Source organism: Mesorhizobium ciceri biovar biserrulae WSM1271 (genome assembly GCF_000185905.1).
Lineage (GTDB): Bacteria > Pseudomonadota > Alphaproteobacteria > Rhizobiales > Rhizobiaceae > Mesorhizobium > Mesorhizobium ciceri.
In genome coordinates this window covers 2822652-2839840 of the sequence record NC_014923.1, presented here as the reverse complement: position 1 = coordinate 2839840, position 17189 = coordinate 2822652, and the positions used below count along the sequence as shown (strand labels likewise).

20 protein-coding genes are annotated in these 17189 nt (G+C 62.7%); 10 read left to right on the top strand and 10 right to left on the bottom strand.

The window, feature by feature from the left end; all coding sequences use genetic code 11:
• The first annotated feature begins 6 nt into the window (after nt 1–6).
• Nucleotides 7–1986, top strand: a complete 1980-nt coding sequence (locus MESCI_RS13610; RefSeq protein ID WP_013530523.1) for a glycoside hydrolase family 127 protein — start codon at nt 7–9, stop codon at nt 1984–1986.
• Here MESCI_RS13610 and MESCI_RS13605 read toward each other — a convergent pair.
• From MESCI_RS13605 to MESCI_RS13595, 3 genes are all read right to left on the bottom strand, one after another.
• Nucleotides 1973–3124: an acyltransferase family protein gene (locus MESCI_RS13605; RefSeq protein ID WP_013530522.1), complete on the bottom strand. Its 1152-nt coding sequence runs from the start codon at nt 3122–3124 to the stop codon at nt 1973–1975. The two genes, MESCI_RS13610 and MESCI_RS13605, sit on opposite strands and share 14 nt — an antisense overlap.
• A 196-nt stretch (nt 3125–3320) precedes the next feature.
• On the bottom strand, nt 3321–4055 hold the full coding sequence (locus MESCI_RS13600; RefSeq protein ID WP_013530521.1) for a gamma-glutamylcyclotransferase: 735 nt from the start codon (nt 4053–4055) through the stop codon (nt 3321–3323).
• 122 nt (nt 4056–4177) lie between these two features.
• Entirely contained in the window at nt 4178–4699 is a 522-nt protein-coding gene (locus MESCI_RS13595; RefSeq protein ID WP_013530520.1) for an Hsp20/alpha crystallin family protein, read from the bottom strand.
• A gap of 476 nt (nt 4700–5175) precedes the next feature.
• Here MESCI_RS13595 and MESCI_RS13590 point away from each other — a divergent pair, with 476 nt between their 5' ends.
• Entirely contained in the window at nt 5176–5868 is a 693-nt protein-coding gene (locus tag MESCI_RS13590; protein WP_013530519.1) for a DUF2270 domain-containing protein, read from the top strand.
• Nucleotides 5869–5965: 97 nt separating this feature from the next.
• Here MESCI_RS13590 and MESCI_RS32260 read toward each other — a convergent pair whose 3' ends face one another.
• Nucleotides 5966–6109 carry a hypothetical protein gene (locus tag MESCI_RS32260; protein WP_013530518.1) on the bottom strand — a complete coding sequence of 48 codons (144 nt, stop codon included), beginning with the start codon at nt 6107–6109 and terminating at the stop codon, nt 5966–5968.
• Between the two features lie 113 nt (nt 6110–6222).
• On the opposite strand from MESCI_RS32260, the gene MESCI_RS13585 reads away from it, so the two are divergent.
• The 4 genes from MESCI_RS13585 (at nt 6223) to MESCI_RS13570 (ending at nt 8808) form a co-directional block, all read left to right on the top strand.
• Nucleotides 6223–6591, top strand: coding sequence for a hypothetical protein (locus tag MESCI_RS13585; RefSeq protein WP_164919897.1), 369 nt, complete (start codon nt 6223–6225; stop codon nt 6589–6591).
• Nucleotides 6545–6988, top strand: coding sequence for an SRPBCC family protein (locus MESCI_RS13580; RefSeq protein WP_013530517.1), 444 nt, complete (start codon nt 6545–6547; stop codon nt 6986–6988). Before MESCI_RS13585 ends, MESCI_RS13580 begins: the two co-directional genes overlap by 47 nt.
• A gap of 154 nt (nt 6989–7142) precedes the next feature.
• On the top strand, nt 7143–8291 hold the full coding sequence (locus MESCI_RS13575) for an amidohydrolase (protein ID WP_013530516.1): 1149 nt from the start codon (nt 7143–7145) through the stop codon (nt 8289–8291).
• 43 nt (nt 8292–8334) lie between these two features.
• Nucleotides 8335–8808 carry a VOC family protein gene (locus tag MESCI_RS13570; RefSeq protein WP_027160885.1) on the top strand — a complete coding sequence of 158 codons (474 nt, stop codon included), beginning with the start codon at nt 8335–8337 and terminating at the stop codon, nt 8806–8808.
• Between the two features lie 20 nt (nt 8809–8828).
• On the opposite strand, the gene MESCI_RS13565 is transcribed toward MESCI_RS13570, so the two are convergent.
• Both MESCI_RS13565 and MESCI_RS13560 read right to left on the bottom strand, forming a co-directional pair.
• On the bottom strand, nt 8829–9830 hold the full coding sequence (locus MESCI_RS13565; RefSeq protein ID WP_013530514.1) for an NADP-dependent oxidoreductase: 1002 nt from the start codon (nt 9828–9830) through the stop codon (nt 8829–8831).
• A 65-nt stretch (nt 9831–9895) separates the two neighbouring features.
• A complete protein-coding gene (locus MESCI_RS13560; RefSeq protein ID WP_013530513.1) occupies nt 9896–10711 on the bottom strand; it encodes an oxidoreductase in 816 nt (271 codons plus the stop codon).
• A 104-nt stretch (nt 10712–10815) separates the two neighbouring features.
• On the opposite strand from MESCI_RS13560, the gene MESCI_RS13555 reads away from it, so the two are divergent.
• Nucleotides 10816–11385 (top strand): TetR/AcrR family transcriptional regulator, encoded by a 570-nt coding sequence (locus tag MESCI_RS13555; RefSeq protein ID WP_013530512.1) that lies wholly within the window; start codon nt 10816–10818, stop codon nt 11383–11385.
• A 118-nt stretch (nt 11386–11503) separates the two neighbouring features.
• Here the strand turns inward: MESCI_RS13555 and MESCI_RS13550 are convergent, their stop codons facing one another.
• The 4 genes from MESCI_RS13550 to MESCI_RS13535 all read right to left on the bottom strand — a co-directional run bounded on the left by MESCI_RS13550 (nt 11504) and on the right by MESCI_RS13535 (nt 13991).
• Nucleotides 11504–12439 (bottom strand): sigma-70 family RNA polymerase sigma factor, encoded by a 936-nt coding sequence (locus tag MESCI_RS13550; protein ID WP_013530511.1) that lies wholly within the window; start codon nt 12437–12439, stop codon nt 11504–11506.
• Nucleotides 12436–13194, bottom strand: coding sequence for an SDR family NAD(P)-dependent oxidoreductase (locus MESCI_RS13545; protein WP_013530510.1), 759 nt, complete (start codon nt 13192–13194; stop codon nt 12436–12438). Before MESCI_RS13545 ends, MESCI_RS13550 begins: the two co-directional genes overlap by 4 nt.
• A gap of 245 nt (nt 13195–13439) precedes the next feature.
• Nucleotides 13440–13637, bottom strand: a complete 198-nt coding sequence (locus MESCI_RS13540) for a hypothetical protein (RefSeq protein WP_013530509.1) — start codon at nt 13635–13637, stop codon at nt 13440–13442.
• A 120-nt stretch (nt 13638–13757) separates the two neighbouring features.
• On the bottom strand, nt 13758–13991 hold the full coding sequence (locus MESCI_RS13535) for a hypothetical protein (RefSeq protein ID WP_013530508.1): 234 nt from the start codon (nt 13989–13991) through the stop codon (nt 13758–13760).
• Between the two features lie 411 nt (nt 13992–14402).
• Here MESCI_RS13535 and MESCI_RS13530 point away from each other — a divergent pair, with 411 nt between their 5' ends.
• The 3 genes from MESCI_RS13530 to MESCI_RS13520 are packed head-to-tail and all read left to right on the top strand — an operon-like array spanning nt 14403 to nt 17166.
• Nucleotides 14403–15407, top strand: coding sequence for a sugar ABC transporter substrate-binding protein (locus MESCI_RS13530; protein WP_013530507.1), 1005 nt, complete (start codon nt 14403–14405; stop codon nt 15405–15407).
• The gene (locus MESCI_RS13525) at nt 15404–16405 is read left to right on the top strand and encodes an ABC transporter permease (RefSeq protein WP_013530506.1); all 1002 of its coding nucleotides are present in this window, start codon (nt 15404–15406) and stop codon (nt 16403–16405) included. The genes MESCI_RS13530 and MESCI_RS13525 overlap by 4 nt, the downstream gene beginning before the upstream one ends.
• Nucleotides 16402–17166: an ATP-binding cassette domain-containing protein gene (locus MESCI_RS13520; protein WP_013530505.1), complete on the top strand. Its 765-nt coding sequence runs from the start codon at nt 16402–16404 to the stop codon at nt 17164–17166. Before MESCI_RS13525 ends, MESCI_RS13520 begins: the two co-directional genes overlap by 4 nt.
• Nucleotides 17167–17189: the final 23 nt, after the last annotated feature.

Below are 17189 nucleotides of genomic sequence, written 5' to 3'. Positions count from 1 at the left end.
AAATTCATGACCGCATCGCCATCCGCAAAAACCGGGAAACCGAAGCTCGCCTTCCGCCCGCTGCCGGTGCCGCAGGTCGACGTGCACGGCTTCTGGGGCGATCGCGCCGACGCTGTCGCCGCCCGCACCGCCGATATCCTTTACGAGCGCTGCGTGGAGGCCCGCATGCTGGAGCAGATCGATCCGGACCGTCCCTCGCCCGGCATAGTCATCCCCTTCCACTCGCCCTCGCCCGACGAAGCCGACCGCCAGGGCGCGGAATTCACCGGATCGACGGTGACCACGCAGATGTTCTGGGATTCCGATCTCGGCAAGACGATCGAGACCGCGGCCTATTCGCTGTACCGGCGCAAGAATCCCGAACTGGAGAAGAAGATCGACGCCGTCATCGACATGTATGGCAGGCTGCAGCAGGAGGACGGCTATCTCTCCAGCTGGTACCAACGCATCCAGCCCGGCAAGCGCTGGACCAATCTGCGCGACTGCCACGAGCTCTATTGCGCCGGCCATCTGATCGAGGGCGCGGTCGCCTACTACCAGGCGACGGGAAAACGCAAGCTGCTCGATATCATGTGCCGCTATGCCGACCACATCGCGTCGGTACTCGGCCCGGAGCCCGGCAAAAAGAAGGGCTATTGCGGCCACGAGGAGATCGAGCTGGCGCTGGTCAAGCTGGCACGGGTGACCGGCGAGCGGAAATATATGGAGTTGGCCAGATACTTCATCGACCAGCGCGGTCAGCAGCCGCATTATTTCGACGAGGAGGCCCGCGCCCGCGGCGCCGACCCGAAGGCCTATCATTTCAAGACCTATGAATACAGCCAGTCGCATATCCCGGTGCGAGAACAGAACAAGGTCGTCGGCCATGCTGTCAGGGCGATGTACCTCTATTCCGGCATGGCCGATATCGCGACCGAATATGGCGATGATACGCTGCGAGCAGCACTCGACCTTCTGTGGGACGATCTCACCACCAAGAGTCTCTACATCACTGGCGGACTGGGGCCGTCGGCGCACAATGAGGGCTTCACCAGCGACTACGACCTGCCCAACGAAAGCGCCTATGCCGAGACCTGTGCGGCGGTCGGCTTGGTGTTCTGGGCCAGCCGCATGCTCGGCATGGGGCCGAACGCGCGCTACGCCGACATGATGGAACGCGCCCTCTACAACGGTTCGATCTCGGGCCTGTCGCTCGACGGCTCGCTGTTTTTCTACGAGAATCCATTGGAAAGCCGGGGCAAGCACAACAGGTGGAAGTGGCACCGCTGCCCGTGCTGCCCGCCCAATATCGGGCGCATGGTCGCCTCGATCGGCAGCTATTTCTACAGCCTGGCCGACGATGCGCTGGCCGTCCACCTCTATGGCGACTCGACCGCGCGCTTCGATATATCGGGCGTCCCGGTGAGCCTGACGCAGGTCAGCAGCTATCCCTGGGACGGCGCCGTCGACATCATGCTCGAACCGCGGGCGCCGGTCGAGTTCACTTTGCACCTGCGCATTCCCGCCTGGAGCGCCAGTGCCGGGTTGAAGATAAACGGCGAAGCCATCAGGCTGGCGGATATCACCAGCGACGGCTACGCCGCGATCAAGCGGACATGGAAAAAGGGCGACAATGTCCGGCTCGATCTCGAAATGCCGATCGAGCGGCTTTATGCCAACCCGCAGGTGCGCCAGGATGCTGGCCGCGTCGCGCTGTCACGCGGCCCGCTGATCTATTGCGTCGAGGCATCAGACAATGACAGCCAGCCGCATCGCCTGACGCTGCCGCGGACGGCCACCATCGAAGCGCAGCACCGGCCGGAACTTCTCGGCGGCGTGGTGACGCTGTCGACCGCGGCACTTGCCGATGTCTCCGACGGCTGGCAGGACGGGCTCTACAGGCCCGAGCCGCCGGCCACCGCCGAGACGCGACTGACCGCCATTCCCTATTTCGCCTGGGACAACCGCGAGCCCGGCGAGATGCTGGTATGGCTCAGGGACGGCTGAACGAGGTCGGTGTATCGGCAATGACCGATCCAAGCTCAGCCGCGGTCGATGCCGCGGTTTCGGGCTTTTGGTCCATATAGCGCAGACGCAGGCGCAGGAATGGCGCCTCGACGCAGGTATAGCTGAGATAGCCGATCGGGATCGTCGCCACGAAGCACAATGCGGACCAGAGGCATGCGACGTAGAAATTGCTGACGCTCATGACATTCGTGTCTATGAACGCTGCCAATTGCATGACGAAGAACAGGTGCAGAAGATAGATCGAATAGCTGTAGGCCCCAGCCTTCTCCAGTACCCTGAACGGCGGGCTTGTTCGCTTTCTCGAAAAGCTCGTGTCGTAGTAGGCGATGCCGAATGAATAGGCTGCCGCCTCCAGGGTCGGCAGGATGATCCATATCCAATGAGGCGACGGATAGCGGCCCAGTTGGTAAAATCCGCCGGCTGCATCGAACCACCAGAAGAACCCCGAAAAAGCCATGAGAACGGCCAGCGCCAGCCAGTGTTGGTTCTTCGCGTGGGCACGCAGGTGAAAGGCAAGAATGCCGGCCAGGAACTGATCCGCATGGCCTATGATGGTTGCGGACGCCGCCGACTGCACTTCGCCGATCTGCACATACAGGACGGATCTCAGCACAATGGCTGCCGCGATGAACAGCAAGGGCGCGAACACAAACCGCCTGGATACCATAAGCAAGAACGGCAGCAACAGGTAGAAGTGCGCTTCGATCGTTATCGACCAGCCGCCATTCGGGAGGGTGGGAAAAAGAAACCCCAATCCGACGCCCGTGAAATACCCGTCGAGGGACTGGCCGGCCACGTACCTGCGGCAGGCCTCGATGCATAGCATGGCCAGGAGAAGCGGAAGCAGCCTGAGGGCCCTGTTGGCAAAGAAGGGTAGATAGTTGATCTGCTTTCCATCGAGCAGCTTGGCGAACAGGTAGCCGGAAAGCGCCATGAACAGGGAAACGCCAGTATGCCCTTCATCCAGAACGCTGAAGATAGGAAGAGCCGGCACGAAGTCATAAGGCACGGGGCCTTCAGGAGAAGCATGAAGGAAATGCCAGGTAAAGACAAGAAAGGCCGCCAGGCCACGAACATGATCCAGCGCTGGGTAGTGCTCTCCGGTCGAGGATTTCATGATTGGCCCACGCGCACCGTGTCCTGCGCCGGTGTTCAGGTCATCGTTGGCCCAGAACTGTTTTCAATTCATTAAACCTTCACTGCGGAGACTTACGAAATCAGAGATTTGCTTCGCAAGGTGCTGTGGCCTGCAAGCATCCGGAGCCAAACACGACTGAAGCGTGCCGCGTCTGAGCGGATCACTTCTGGGCGGATCACTTCTGGGCGACGGTCAGCCCGATCTCTTCCGCCACCAGTTCCTGCAGCCGCCACAGATTGCGGTCGCGGATGCCGCAGGCTTCGAGGTGGCGGATCGTCTCGAATAGATATTGCGCGCCCGAGCCCCAATGACCGACGGCTGTCACCAGCGTCGCCGCGATCGCCTGCTTGTCGAGCTTGCCGGCATAACGCGGATTGGCGGGATCGACGACGAAACCAATCGCGCGACATGGGCCGCCTTCGGTCCTGACCTGCAGCCAGCGCGGCACGTTGACGGCGGGCAGGATGGTCATTTCGCGGCGCAGCAGCGCTTCGAGGTTGGCCGCCACCGGTTCCGCGATCTCGAACACCATGCCCTGGCACTGGCCGCCGCGATCGAGCGCCATCATCAAGCCGGGCTGCTCGACCGTGCCGCGAAAACGCTGCACCGTGAAGCAGAACGAACGATGCCAGCCGCTGGCCACCGCGCGTTCTCCGCCCCTCACCTCGCCGGCGGGCTTCCACAGCAGCGAGCCATAGGCAAATAGTTTCAGCGGCCCGGCCGGAGCGCCGGCCAGCACCTCGTCGCGGATGCGCGCATAGTCGGCGTCGGTCATGTGAACCATGCCCGGCGTCGGCCCGGCATCCTCGACAGCACGCATAGTGCGCGCGACCAACGCCTCGGTCAGCGCCATCGGCGTGTTGCGCGGCACGGACTTGCGCGGCGATATGGCAGAAATCGGCTGGTTCATTTCATACCCTCTACCGTCGCCGTCATGTTGCCGAAGGCAGAGGGATTCTCAAGGGTCCATGTGACCGGCGCAAAATTCGGCCGATGCCGGGCGGGTGACCCTCCCGCCCGGCCCCAATCATTCTAGTGCTTGGTGCTCTTGCCGCCGATGGGGATGCGCCTCATCTTGTTCTGTGCCTTCTCGGATTTCGGCAAGGTGACGAACAGCACGCCGTTGCGGAAATCGGCAGCGACCTTGTCTTCTTCGACTTCGAAGCCGATCGGAATGCGACGTTCGAAGCGGCCGTAGAATCGCTCGGAGAACTGACGTTCCTTGTCGTCGGTTTCGGCGTGTTTTTCACCGCGCAACGTCAGGACGCCGTCATCGAGCAACACCTCGATGTCCTTTTCCTCCATGCCGGGTATCTCGGCGGTCACGCGGATTTCCTTGTCCGTTTCCGAGATTTCCACGCTAGGCCAGCCACCGCCCGCCGAAGAGAGCCTGCCCAAGGATGGAAGACGTGAACCGAAACCGCGGAACATGTCGTCAACAAGGCGGTTCATCTCGCGATGCAGGCTCATGAATGGGTCCTGATCGCGGTCGCCTGAGAGGGTCTGAACCTGGTTCGGATCGCGACCCCATGGCATCAGATCACGAATGGTCATTGCATTTGCTCCTTTCTTGATCCTGTCTATCGTTCGTTTGCATGCTCTGGTTGCCATGCTCGGACGATGCGCGTCTGCGCCATTGGCGCTCCGGTCCAGTTGGAAACGCCTGGATCAGTGGCGGGGGCTCGCGCACCTGAGCCTGCCCGAGGGCCACCGCCCCTGACCCGCGCGGCGCCCGTGAAGCCGGCGCCTCGTCGGCACTGGTGCGGAGGATTTTGGACTCCGTCGCGGGTGGGTCAAGACCTCGTAATGTAATGTGATTGGTGCATGCAGGTGCCTGCGTCACCGGTGCTGTCCACATCAGTCGTGCCCTTCGATCGGCATGTCGCGAAACAGTGGTCAACCGCCAGCTTGATGTCTGCTGGACCGGAGCCGCCTCGGCGTCAACGCGCGGCTGGTCGGCTGGATCGGCGGTCTCGAGGACAGGGAACAATGCCGCTGGCAGGCCGTTCTGTTCCTTGCCGGAGGATGCCATGAACGACGCGTCGGCACAGCCCGCTGGCCCCGTCCTTTCATCGGCGGAGCGCGTCAACACGCTGTCGCATTTTCACCGCGCCGAGATCGCTCGCATGGCGGGATGGCGCGACCGGCTGGACAGGACAACCAACTGGGCAATCACGGTGGTGGCGGCGCTGCTTTCGGTATCGCTGTCGACGGCCAGTGCGCATCACGGCGTGCTGCTTTTCGCCATGCTGCTGATCCTGCTGCTGCTATGGATCGAGGCGCGCCGCTATCGGTTCTTCGATTTCTATCGGGCGCGCGTACGCCAGTTCGAGCGCCACTATTTCGCGCAGATCTTTTCCCCACAGCCCGACTTTGCCTCGGACTGGCTGCTCATCGTCGGGGAAGGCCTACGCGCGCCGAAGTTCCTGCTGTCGCAGCGCGTCGCGCTGGCCCGTCGGCTGCGGCGAAATTACATCTACCTGTTCCTGATCCTCTTGCTGGCCTGGGTGCTCAAGATATCCACCCCCAGCCTTCAAACCGTGGGCGTCAGGACCGGCTTTGCCGGTTCGCTTCGCGAAGCCGTAGACAGCGCCGCCCTTGGCCCCGTTCCCGGTGTGGCGATCGTGGTTGTCGTGGCCGCATTCTATGTCGGGTTGCTTGCCATCGTCTTTTTCACGGCCGATAACGACGGCGAACTGTCCTTTGGCGACGTGCATGTTTGACGTTGATGCCCGGCAACACGCCGCTGCAACGCAAACGGCGGCCCGCGCGCTGAGATGGTCGGTCCGCCGAGACGTTTGAGGGAACGGAACTTCGCGCCTAGATGCCGAAGAACTGCTTGCCAACCATGTAACCCAGTGCCGCCACGACCAGCGGAAACAGCGCCGGCGCGGCTTTGCCCAGAAGGGAGACCTGCGGGTCCTTCGCCGGCGTATGACGTGCATTGCCGAGATTCTTGGTCATTGCTTGCCTCAGGTTCGAAAGACTCATTAGCAAATGCTGATTAACAGCATGGCCGCATTAACGGCTTGATAGGAAATCAACTCTGATCAGATGCAAATTCTAATGATCGGCACATGGACGGCAAAGACGCGCTGCCCTATTTGGCGGCGTTCGAAGCATTGACGGGGACGCGCGGCCGTTCGCGGCAATCGACAAAAACACGCCCGAACAACAAGATGGCTCAGGAACTCGATTTAGCAGGTGAGCGCCAGCTCCGAAGCCGGTGCAGTTCATCCGCCGCCTCGCCCGAGCTTCGTGTTGATAGCTCGGGGTCGAACGCATGTCCGCGGCGTAGGCAGGCCGCCTCCCGTCAAAAAATTCGCAAACCAATGTCGGACTGGCTAGGCTTCGTCCGTCCTTGGGGTATCGAACAGGCATTCATGAAAGGATCCAGCAATGCCCGGCACCGTACGTTTGCACCGCGTTCTGACGACCAGCCCTGAAAAGGTCTATCGCGCCTTCGTTGAAGCGGACGCGCTGGCCAAGTGGCTTCCGCCAAACGGCTTCACCTGCACGGTCCATAATTTCGAGGCAAAGGTCGGAGGCACGTTCAAGATGTCGTTCCGCAATTTCACCACCGGCGACAGCCACGCCTTCGGCGGCGAATACCTTGAACTCGTTCCGGGCGAGCGCCTCCTCTACACCGACAGGTTCGACGATCCCAACCTGCCCGGCGAGATACGGGTGACCGTGGTCTTGAAAAAAGTGTCGGTCGGCACTGAAATCGACATCACCCAGGCCGGCATTCCGGACGTCATTCCGGTCGAGGCCTGCTATCTCGGCTGGCAGGAATCGCTCAGAAATCTGGCAAAGCTCGTCGAGCCCGAGATCAATCAATAGGCTGCGGATGGCCGGGGAGAACGGCCGTTTCTGGCCTGCCGAAGCCTGAAACTTGGACTGTGGCGGGAACTGCCCTTTGTCGCTAGCAATTCATCATTGCGGCACCCCTGTGCCTGGACGTGTCGATGAAGAATGCAGCGGAGGTTGAAAAAGCATGACTCTGACCAACCGAGACATCGTCGAGTTGACGGCGTGGCGGCGCCAGCTGCACCAGTATCCGGAAATCTCGAATGAAGAGGAGAAGACGGCAAAGGAGGTCGTCGCCTTCCTCGCCGATACGGGGCCGGACAAGGTGCTGACACAGCTCGGCGGGCACGGCGTCGCGGTCACATATGACAGCGGCAAAGCAGGGCCGACGGTGCTGTTCCGTTCGGAACTCGATGCCTTGCCTATCGAAGAACTTTCAGGCGTGCCGCATGCGTCGCGCGTGCCGGGCAAGTCGCATATGTGCGGCCATGACGGACACACCGCCATCCTGGCATCCCTCGGCCGGCAGTTGGGGCGCGAGCGGCCTGCAAGTGGCCGCGTCGTGCTGATGTTCCAGCCGGCGGAGGAAACCGGCAATGGCGCAGCCGGCGTCGTTGCCGATCCCCGCTTCGGCGAGATCGCGCCGGATTTCGCTTTCTCGCTGCACAACCTGCCTGGCGTGCCGTTCGGCGAGGTGCGGCTCAAGCCCGGCGTGGTCAACTGTGCGTCACGCGGCATGCGCATCGTGCTGGAGGGCAAGACCGCCCATTCATCCATGCCGGAGACCGGCACCTCGCCGATGCTGGCGATCAGTGAGCTGATGCCGGCGCTGCCGGCGCTCGGGCGCGGAACCTTCGCCGACGACGACTTCTCCATGCTGACCGTCACCCATGCCGCGATGGGCGAAGCCGTGTTCGGCATCGCGCCGGCTCATGCGCAGGTGTGGGCAACGCTGCGCACCCGGCGTGACGAGCGCATGGCGAACCTTTGTGCTGCTGCCGAAGCACTGGTCGCCAGGATCGCCGGCGAGCATCGCCTTACCGCCCGCTGGGACTATCACGAGATCTTCGTCGCCAGCGTCAACGCGCCGGACGCGGTGGAGCATCTGCGGCGCGCGCTCGATGAAGAGGGCGTATCGCACGGCGAAGAGGCCCTGCCGATGCGCGCCTCGGAAGATTTCGGCCTGTTCGGCCATAGTGCCAAGTCGGCGATGTTCTTCCTCGGTGCGGGCGAGCGGCACCCCGCCTTGCACAATCCCGACTATGACTTTCCCGACGACCTGATCCCGATCGGGTCGAGGATCTTCATGCGCACGGCACGCAATCTCCTGGGTTGACCTCCGCCAACTCCAACGCCGAAAGGAACATGCAATGCCAAAGATACCGAAGAACACGATTTGCCTTTGGTTCGACAAGGACGCCGAGGCTGCGGCGCGCTTCTACGCAGAGACCTTTCCCGACACCAGCGTGGGCGCCGTTCACCGTGCGCCGAGCGATTTTCCGTCCGGCAAGAAAGGCGACGTGTTGACGGTCGAATTTACCGTCGCCGGCATTCCCTGCATCGGATTGAACGGCGGCTCCACATTCAAGCAGAACGAGGCCTTCTCGTTCCAGATCGCCACCGACGATCAGCAGGAAACCGACCGCTACTGGAATGCCATCGTCGGCAATGGCGGCCAGGAGAGCGTGTGCGGCTGGTGCAAGGACAAATGGGGCGTGTCCTGGCAAATCACGCCGCGCACGCTGACCGAGGCCATGGCGGCCGGCGGCGAGGAAGCCAAACGCGCCTTTGATGCGATGATGGAGATGACAAAGATCGACGTCGCGGCGATCGACGCAGCCCGGCGCGGCTGACCTCGATCGCGGCTGAGTTGCTATCTGACCTTGATGACGACCTTGCCCTTGGCGCGTCCTGTTTCGACATAGGCCAGCGCCTCATTGGTCGCCTCGAAGGGAAATATCCGGTCGACGACCGGGCGGATCGCGCCGGATTCGATGAGCGATGCGATCTTGCTCAGCTGCTCGCCCTGCGCCCACATGAAAAGGAACGAGAACGTCACGCCACGGCGCTTGGCTTTCGCTCGAATACCGCGGCTCAGCAGGCGAAGCACCAGCCTCAGCACCACGTTCAGTCCCTTTTCCCTGGCAAATTCCGGATCCGGTGGGCCGGAGATGGAGATGAGCTTGCCACCCGGTTTCAGCACATTCAGTGATTTTTCAAGTGTCTTGGCGTCTTGGCTGTTCAAGACGACGTCGTAGCCCGAAAGGACTTTCTCGAAATCGTCTTTCCTGTAGTCGACTACGATATCGGCGCCGAGCCCCTTGATCAGACCGGCACTCGCCGCGCTGGCGGTGGTCGCAATGGTCGCGCCGAGATGCTTTGCCAGTTGGATGGCGAATGTCCCCACGCCGCCGGAACCGGCTTGAATGAAGACCTTCTGTCCCTTCTTCAGCTTGGCCCTTTCGACGAGCGCCTGCCAGGCGGTCAGGCCGACCAGCGGGATCGAGGCCGCCTCCTCCATGCTGAGGTTCCCGGGTTTCAGGGCCACGTCGGCTTCATCCAGGGCTATGAACTCGGCGAACGTCCCGATCCGGCCATCGCGCGGCCGCGCATAGACGTCGTCGCCGAGTTTGAATTTGCGGACTTTCGATCCCACGCGCACAACCCTCCCGGCCACGTCGTGACCCAGGATGAAGGGCCGGCGATAGGGCAGGATCAGCTTGAACTCTCCGGTTTTGACCTTGGAATCGAGCAGGTTCACCGCCGCTGCGTGGACCTCGACCAGGACATCGCTGTCCCCGAGTTTCGGCTCCGGCATTTCGGCTAGCCGCAGAGTGCCGTTCTTGCTGTACTTGTCGACGACGAATGCCTTCATGGCAGTGACTTTCTGAGAGTGATTTTGGTGTGTCGCATGTGCGTGAAATCCTCTGCTCGCTGCGTTCAAACGGGCAGGCGGAATTGTTTCCGCAGGCTCTTGTCGAATATCCCCGCGGGAGCAAAGCGACGCAGCAGGCTGACCTGGCGCGCAGCCTTGCCGGCGGTGTAGCGCCGTTGCGGACGGGCATCGGTCGCTGCCTTGACGACCACTTGCGCCACCACTTCCGGCCGGTCGGCGACAGGCATCACGTCGCGAAGCAGCGCTTCCAGCGTAGCTCGGGCTTGATCGTATTCCTGCAACGGCGAATCCGGCTGGATCCCGTTCTGGTCGAAGACAGTACGAACGAATGCCGGCTCGATGACCGAAACGCGGATGTTGAAGGCGCGAACCTCGTGGTCGAGCGATTCCGAATAGCCCTCGAGCGCGTGCTTGACCGCCGAATAATGCGCTGAATACGGCGCCGGCACCAGTCCCAGCACAGAGCCGATATTGATGATGCGCCCCTCGCCACGCTGCCGCATCGACGGCAGCACCGCATTGGTCATGCGGATAACGCCGAACAGATTGACGTCGAACAGGGCCTGCACCTGGGCAATCGAGAATTCCTCGGCGCCTCCAAGCTGGCCGACGCCGGCATTGTTGACCAAGAGGTCGATCCGGCCGGTCTGCGAGAGCACCGTCGAAACGAGTGCGGCAACGGCCTCACTGTCGGTCACGTCGCAGATCAGCATGGTCACCCCGTCCGGATCGTTGCCGGCCTTGCGCCGGCTGGTTCCGAAGACGGTGAACCCGGCCCGCGCAAGAGCTTCGGCACTGGCGCGGCCAATGCCCGAAGAGGCCCCGGTCACAACGGCGGTTTTTCCGGCATTCGTTTTCATTTCGTGCTCCAAACTCATGGGGGGCTAGCTTTTTTTCATCCGTTAAATTACAGTCGTAATATCAGATTATGACCATAATGCAATAGCAGAAAGGAATAGCAGCCATGCGCTACGAAAAGGGCAGGAAGGACGCCTCGCGCGGCCGGATCCTGGAGGTCGCCGCGGAACGCTTTCGGAAAAACGGCATAGCGGCGTCCGGACTGGCAACCATCATGGGCGACGCCGGGCTGACGAACGGGGCTTTCTATCCCCACTTTCAATCAAAGGCGGCGCTTGTCCGTGAAACGGTCGCTGCAGCTCTCGAGGATCAGTCCGACGAGATACGGCAAGCATTGGCCTCCGGCGGCTTGGCAATGGCCATAGACACATATCTGTCGGCGGCGCATCGGGATAACCCCGGGAAGGGCTGCGCCTCTGCCGCCTTGCTGGCGGAAATCGCCCGTGAGCCACCCGAAACGCGTCAGCTTTATACCGAGCGTTTGCTGACCCAGGTGCACCAGGTGTCGGTAGAGCTGCCGCCGCAAACTCCTGATCCGGAGGGCGTTGCGTTCGCTATCTTTGCGACCCTCATTGGCACGCTTCAGCTGGCCCGTGCCGTGGAGGGAACGGAATTGTCGGATCGTATCCTTGCGGCAGGGAAAGCTGCGGCGCGCGCGCTGATCGAGCAGAGTTAGGGGATGTCACGCGTGGGCACGTCAAAGACATCCTCAGGCGGTGCGACGCCCAGCCCCGCATCGGCCCCTTGGGCAGGAACAGCACCGCCCGTATGATGGTCAGATGCGCGCCCGCTCTTCAATGCCCGGTGCCGCGACCGAAGGATCTGGCGTCCTTGGCCAGCACCAGTTCGGCATCGTCGGTAACATAGCTGACATAGCGATAGTCGCGGATGAAGCTGATCTGACCTTCCCGCCACTCCAGCCACATGAAATGATGCGGTTTCTGGTCGGCATGGCTTTCGAACACAGCGATCACCTCGCGGCCGTCGAGCCAGGCCGGCGTCAGCCACACGCGGTCGCTTTTGGCGTAGATCGTGAAGAACATGCCGACATCCGCCGCACCCGAGCGCGTCGCATGCAGGGACTGATGAAGCCTGACGTCGTCGGCAAGCAGGGCGCGCAAGCCGTCCCAATCCCGCTGGTTGAACAGGGTCGCATAACGGACCACGGCGGCCGACGCGATACGCGCATCGGGAGCCGAACTGGCCTGCGCACTGACTTCCCTAAGCCGGGCGCGGCCGCGCGCCAAGTGCCCTTTCACCGCATCGACGGTGATGCCGAGCAAAGCAGCGATCTCGGCCAGCGGCTCGTCGAGCACATCTCTGAGGATGACGACGCTGCGCTGGAGCAGCGGAAGCTCCGCGAAGCGCGACACTGCGGTCTGTATAGCTTGCCTGCGCATCAGCATCTCCACCGGGTCGGCTTTGGTGTCGTCGGCAATTTCAAGCGCCGCCTCGATAGGCTCCGCCGCGCGGATCGCGCGGCTGCGCAGCAGGTCCAGCGCACGGTTGTGGGCGACGCGGAACAGCCAGGGCCTGAGCTGCGGCACCTCGCCCAGCTCATTCAGCGCAACGAAGGCTCGCGCAAACGTGTCCTGCACGACATCCTCCCCGTCGATGACCGAGCCCATCAGGCGCGCGCAATAGCGGTGCAGCTCTGGCCGCATCGCGGCGGCAAGGGCAAGCAGCCCTTCCCGTCGGTCGCGGTCCACGGCAGGATCTCGTTCGCTCAAGCCGCAGCCCCCTCCATCACGGTTACGCCCGCGTCGCCATTGAGGCCGAAGACGATGCCCTCCGCATATTGCGGGTCTTCCAGCACGGAAACCACCCTGTCGCCGAAGGTCCGGGGCGGCATCGGCGCACCGAAGCGGGTGACGAATTGTTCGGGCGTGATGCCCATGGATCCGGAATAGGCGCCGGCCGCCGCATCGCCTGTTCCGGTGCCGAGGATCATCTGCCGCGGCACGATCGCCTGAAAGCGGATGCCGAGCTTCTTCTCCAGCGAAACGCCATTGGCGTACTTCGCCATGAACCACAGCATGCGCTTGGCGCCGCCATAGCCCCCCGACAACTGCGACCCGGTGACGGCGGCACCGCTCGATCCCACCAGAACACGGCTGCCCGGCTTGAGCGGCAGGTTGAGCGCCGCCTGCAGCCAGTATAGCCCGGCCTTGACGTCGGTTTCCCAGGCGATGGAAAAATCTTCCCAGCTCAGTTGATCCAACCGGCCCATCCGGGGCGTGGCACCAGCATTCAGGACCACGACGTCAGGACGAACCTCGCTAAGAATGCGATAGGCCGCGCCCTCCTCCGCAACGTCGGCGCGGATAGTGGCGACCCCAAGCCGCGCACCGACCGCATCCAGCGCCTCGACGCCACGGGCAACGACGGTCACGCTGGCGCCCTGTTCGACCAGCGCCTCGACCAATCCGAGGCCAAGCCCACGGCTGCCACCGGTGACCACGATTTTTTTATTCCTGAGGCTCATCGACCCTGCTCCTTAGCTTCACTGTAGTTAAGACGTTTGAGGGTCGGAAAAAGAGCCAAGGTTTGGCGAGGCGCGCTGTCGCGGCGACGATCCGCGACATGCCGGCAATGCTGGCGATCGGGCGGAAAGCTGCCTGTCCGCTTTCGGCCTAAAATGCGATGCCCGATATTGGACGCAGTAAGGTTAGAGGCTGCCGGCGATGAAAGCGCTGCCGGTCCATGCTGCGGCATCCCAGCCGGATATGTTCAGAAGTCGAGAGCGACCATCATGCCGCGGACTTCGGCCATTTCCAGCAGCAGGTCTTGGAGTCTTTCGTCCAGTGCGGCACCGGTCAGCGCCAGAAGCTCGGTGACGCTCTCTCTCATCGATATGACGGCGGCGCCTGTCTTCTCGGCGAGCAGCCGTCCGATGGCAGCTCGGATCAGGTCGTCCTGATCAGACATTGCTTCACCTCCCAACGCACTGCAACCTCCCCTTGCTTTCCATGCCTCACCGCCGCTTTCGACAACAGGACGTGATTTCCCATACCGTATGATTTTTGATGCGACATCGGGCAGCTTTGCTCATGCCAGCAGATCGTCTCGATGAGCCCGCCAGTCGTTCAACACCGACAATGAGGGCAGGAGCGAAAAATGGCCGGGCTGGACCGTTTCAACCGCCGCAAGCAGTGCCAGAGGCACTTCGTGCCGATAAAGCCCAATGCACACGCCCCCTTTGGCCGTTGCCGGCAATTCCGTGACGGTGTCGAAAATCGAAAACGTACCCGTTGGCTCTTCCACGATTTCGAAACGCCCCACCCCAAACCTCCCTCTGCACAAAAGTAGCGACCAACGCGGACATCCCCCTAGTGGTTCCCTAGGCCGGCAGTTTTTTTCGCGCCTTGGTTGTAGCGCATGCCGGCAGGACAGTCATGCCCGCAGGGCGCGCAATCAAAAATCGCTACGCACATTTTAAATCTTGACGCGTGTCAATTTTTTATAAAACATGCGCAAATGCCGGCATGGCATCGGCCGGCGCTCTGGGAGGAGCAATGCCTGACATCGAAAAGCGCCCGAACCGGGCCTGCAGTCCGCACATCCGCAGGCTGGCAGCAGTCCGTTGGCGGATCGTCGCGCCAGGGGCCGGGGTCGCTTGCGCGCCGTCGGACATTGCAGTCGCCGGACGGCGACATTGATGCAGCCCATAAACAATCAGGAGGAGGAAAAACCATGCGCATGTTCAATTGCCTGAAACTCGGCACGAGCCTGCTTGGCGCCGGCATGCTTGCAACCATCGTCTCGGCACCCGCCCAGGCCGAGGATACGGCGAAAGTCGCGGCCATCGTCAAAGGCCTCGACAATCCATTCTTCCAGACCATGCAGAAGGGCATCGAGGAGCAGGCCAAGGCCAACGGCGTCAGTGTCAGCGTCCAAGCCGCCGCCAACATGGGTGACGCCACCGGCCAGGCCGACCGCCTGACCGCCATGGCCATGCAGGATTTCGATTGCTACCTGGTCAACCCGATCAGCGTCTCCAACCTCGTCCAGGCGCTGGTGCCGGTCGCCCAAAAGAAGAAGCCGATCGTCAACATCGACTCGACCATCGACCCCGAGCAGGCCAAGGCCGCCGGCTTTGCCGTCTCGACCTATATCGGCACCGACAACGTCGCCGCAGGCGTGCTGGCCGGCGAAGAGATGCTGAAGCTGGTGCCTAAGGGTTCCAAGGTCGCGCTGGTCGCCGGCATCGTCGGCGATGTCGGCTCCAACGCCCGCATCAAGGGCTTCAGGCAGGCCGTCGAAGGCAAGCTCGAAATCGTGGTGATGGTCAGCGCTGACTGGGATCGCGAAAAGGCGTTGACCGCCGCCACCGATATCCTCGCCGCCCATCCGGACCTCGCCGGCTTCTTCGCCGCCAACGACATCATGGCCCTTGGCGTCGAGCGCGCCGTGCGGACGTCGGGCAAGGACGTCAAGGTGATCGGCCTAGACGGCATTGTCGATGCGCTGAAGTCGATCGCATCAGGCGAACTCACCGCCACCGTCGCCCAATACCCCTATGTCGTCGGCGCCATGGGCGTCGAAGCCTGTGCGGTCGCGGCCAAGGGCAAGGAACTGCCGGCCAACGTGCCGGCACCTGTGCTGTTGATCAACAAGGACAATGCCGAAGCGTCGCTAAAGAATTTTCCGCGTCCCGGCGGCGACTATCCCGATCCCTTCCGCGAGATGCTGAAGTGAGCACACCTGCAGACAACGCACCCGCCGCCCATTCGGCGGGTGCGGAGGAGAGCCGTCCCTCCCTGGCGGCTCTCCTCCTCGATCCCTCCTTCTGGGCCGACTGGGCATCCGTCGTCGGCCTGGTCGGCCTCGTCATCGTCTTCGGCATCGCCCAGCCGGTCTTTCTCAGCGTCGCCAATCTGCAGGCGCTGCTGCTGGCGGCTGCGATCCTGGTCGTGCTGTCGATCGGCCAGACCTTCGTCATCGCCACCTCGGGCATCGATCTGTCGTTGGCGGCAGCCGTCATGCTCGGCGCCATCATCCTCGGCCTCGTCAATGCCGCCGGCTACGGCATCTTCATCGCCTGCGTGCTCGCGGTTCTCGCCACCAGCGCGGTGGGCTTCCTCAACGGGCTGATCATTACGGCAGGCAAAATCCCCGATTTCGTGGTGACGCTCGGCACGCTGTCGGGCATCACTGGCCTTGGCCTCATCCTGTCGGGCGGTGAACCGACCATGGTCGGCTCGACCTTCCTGCTCAGGCTCGCTTCCGGCTCGTTCGGACCGTTCGGCTATCCCGTATGGGTGGCGATCGCAGCCGTCATCGTCGCCCATATCGCGCTCTACCACACGCGTTTCGGCGTGCATCTGCTTGCCACCGGGGGCCAGGCCGAAAGTGCCGGCGCGCTCGGCATCCGCACCAACCGGGTCAAGATCGCCGCCTATACGATTTCCGGTCTCTGCGCCGGCGTCGCGGCCATTCTCCTGGTCGCCCGCATCGGCTCGGCCGAACCGCAGATCAACACCAGCCTGCTCTTGAATTCGGTGGCGGCGGTGGTGCTGGGCGGCGTCAGCCTGTTCGGCGGCCGCGCCAGCATTCTTGGGCCCGCCATCGGCGCGCTGATGCTCACGGCACTCGTCAATGGCCTGACCTTGCTCAATGTGTCGGCTTTCTACCAACCGCTTGCCGTGGGAGCCATCGTGGTGCTGGCGGCGCTGATCATGCGGTATCAGAAATGAGCGCTCCCCATCACATCCCCGCCGCTGAGGCGATCATCGCCTGCGAAGGGCTGAGCAAGCATTTCGGCGGCATCCGCGCCTTCACCGACGTCGCCTTCCAGGCCCGCCGCGGCGAGGTCACCGCCGTGATCGGCGACAATGGCGCCGGCAAGTCGACGCTGGTCCGCAGCCTGGTCGGCGTGCATCAGCCCGACGCCGGCGATCTGTTCTTCGACGGCCAGGCGCGGCCCTTCGCCAATCCCGACGAGGCGCGCAAGGCCGGCATCGAGACCGTGCACCAGAACCTGGCGCTGATCGACGAACTGACGGTCGCACAGAACCTGTTCCTCAACCGCGAGATCGTGCGCCGCATCGGTCCCTTCGCTTTCCTCGACCGCAAGGCGATGAAACGCGAGGCCCGTTCCATGCTGTCGCGCCTGTCGATCAACGTGCCGTCGATCAACCAGCGTGTGCGGCGCCTGTCGGGCGGCCAGCGGCAGGCGATCTCGATCTGCCGCGCTGTCGGCTCCGGCGCCAAGCTGGTGGTGATGGACGAACCGACGGCGGCGCTCGGCGTGCAGGAGACGGCCAATGTCGAGGCGCTGATCCGGCGCCTGCGCGAGCAGTCGGTCTCAGTCATCCTGGTCAGCCACAATTTCGATCAGGTCCGCCGCCTGTCCGACCAGATCTGGGTGATGCGGGCGGGAAAGATGGCGGCGACCGTGCGCGCCTCGGAGACATCAGGCAACGAGCTCGTCGCGCTGGTCACCGGCGCGGCATAGTCCTGCAGCATCAGACTTGAAAT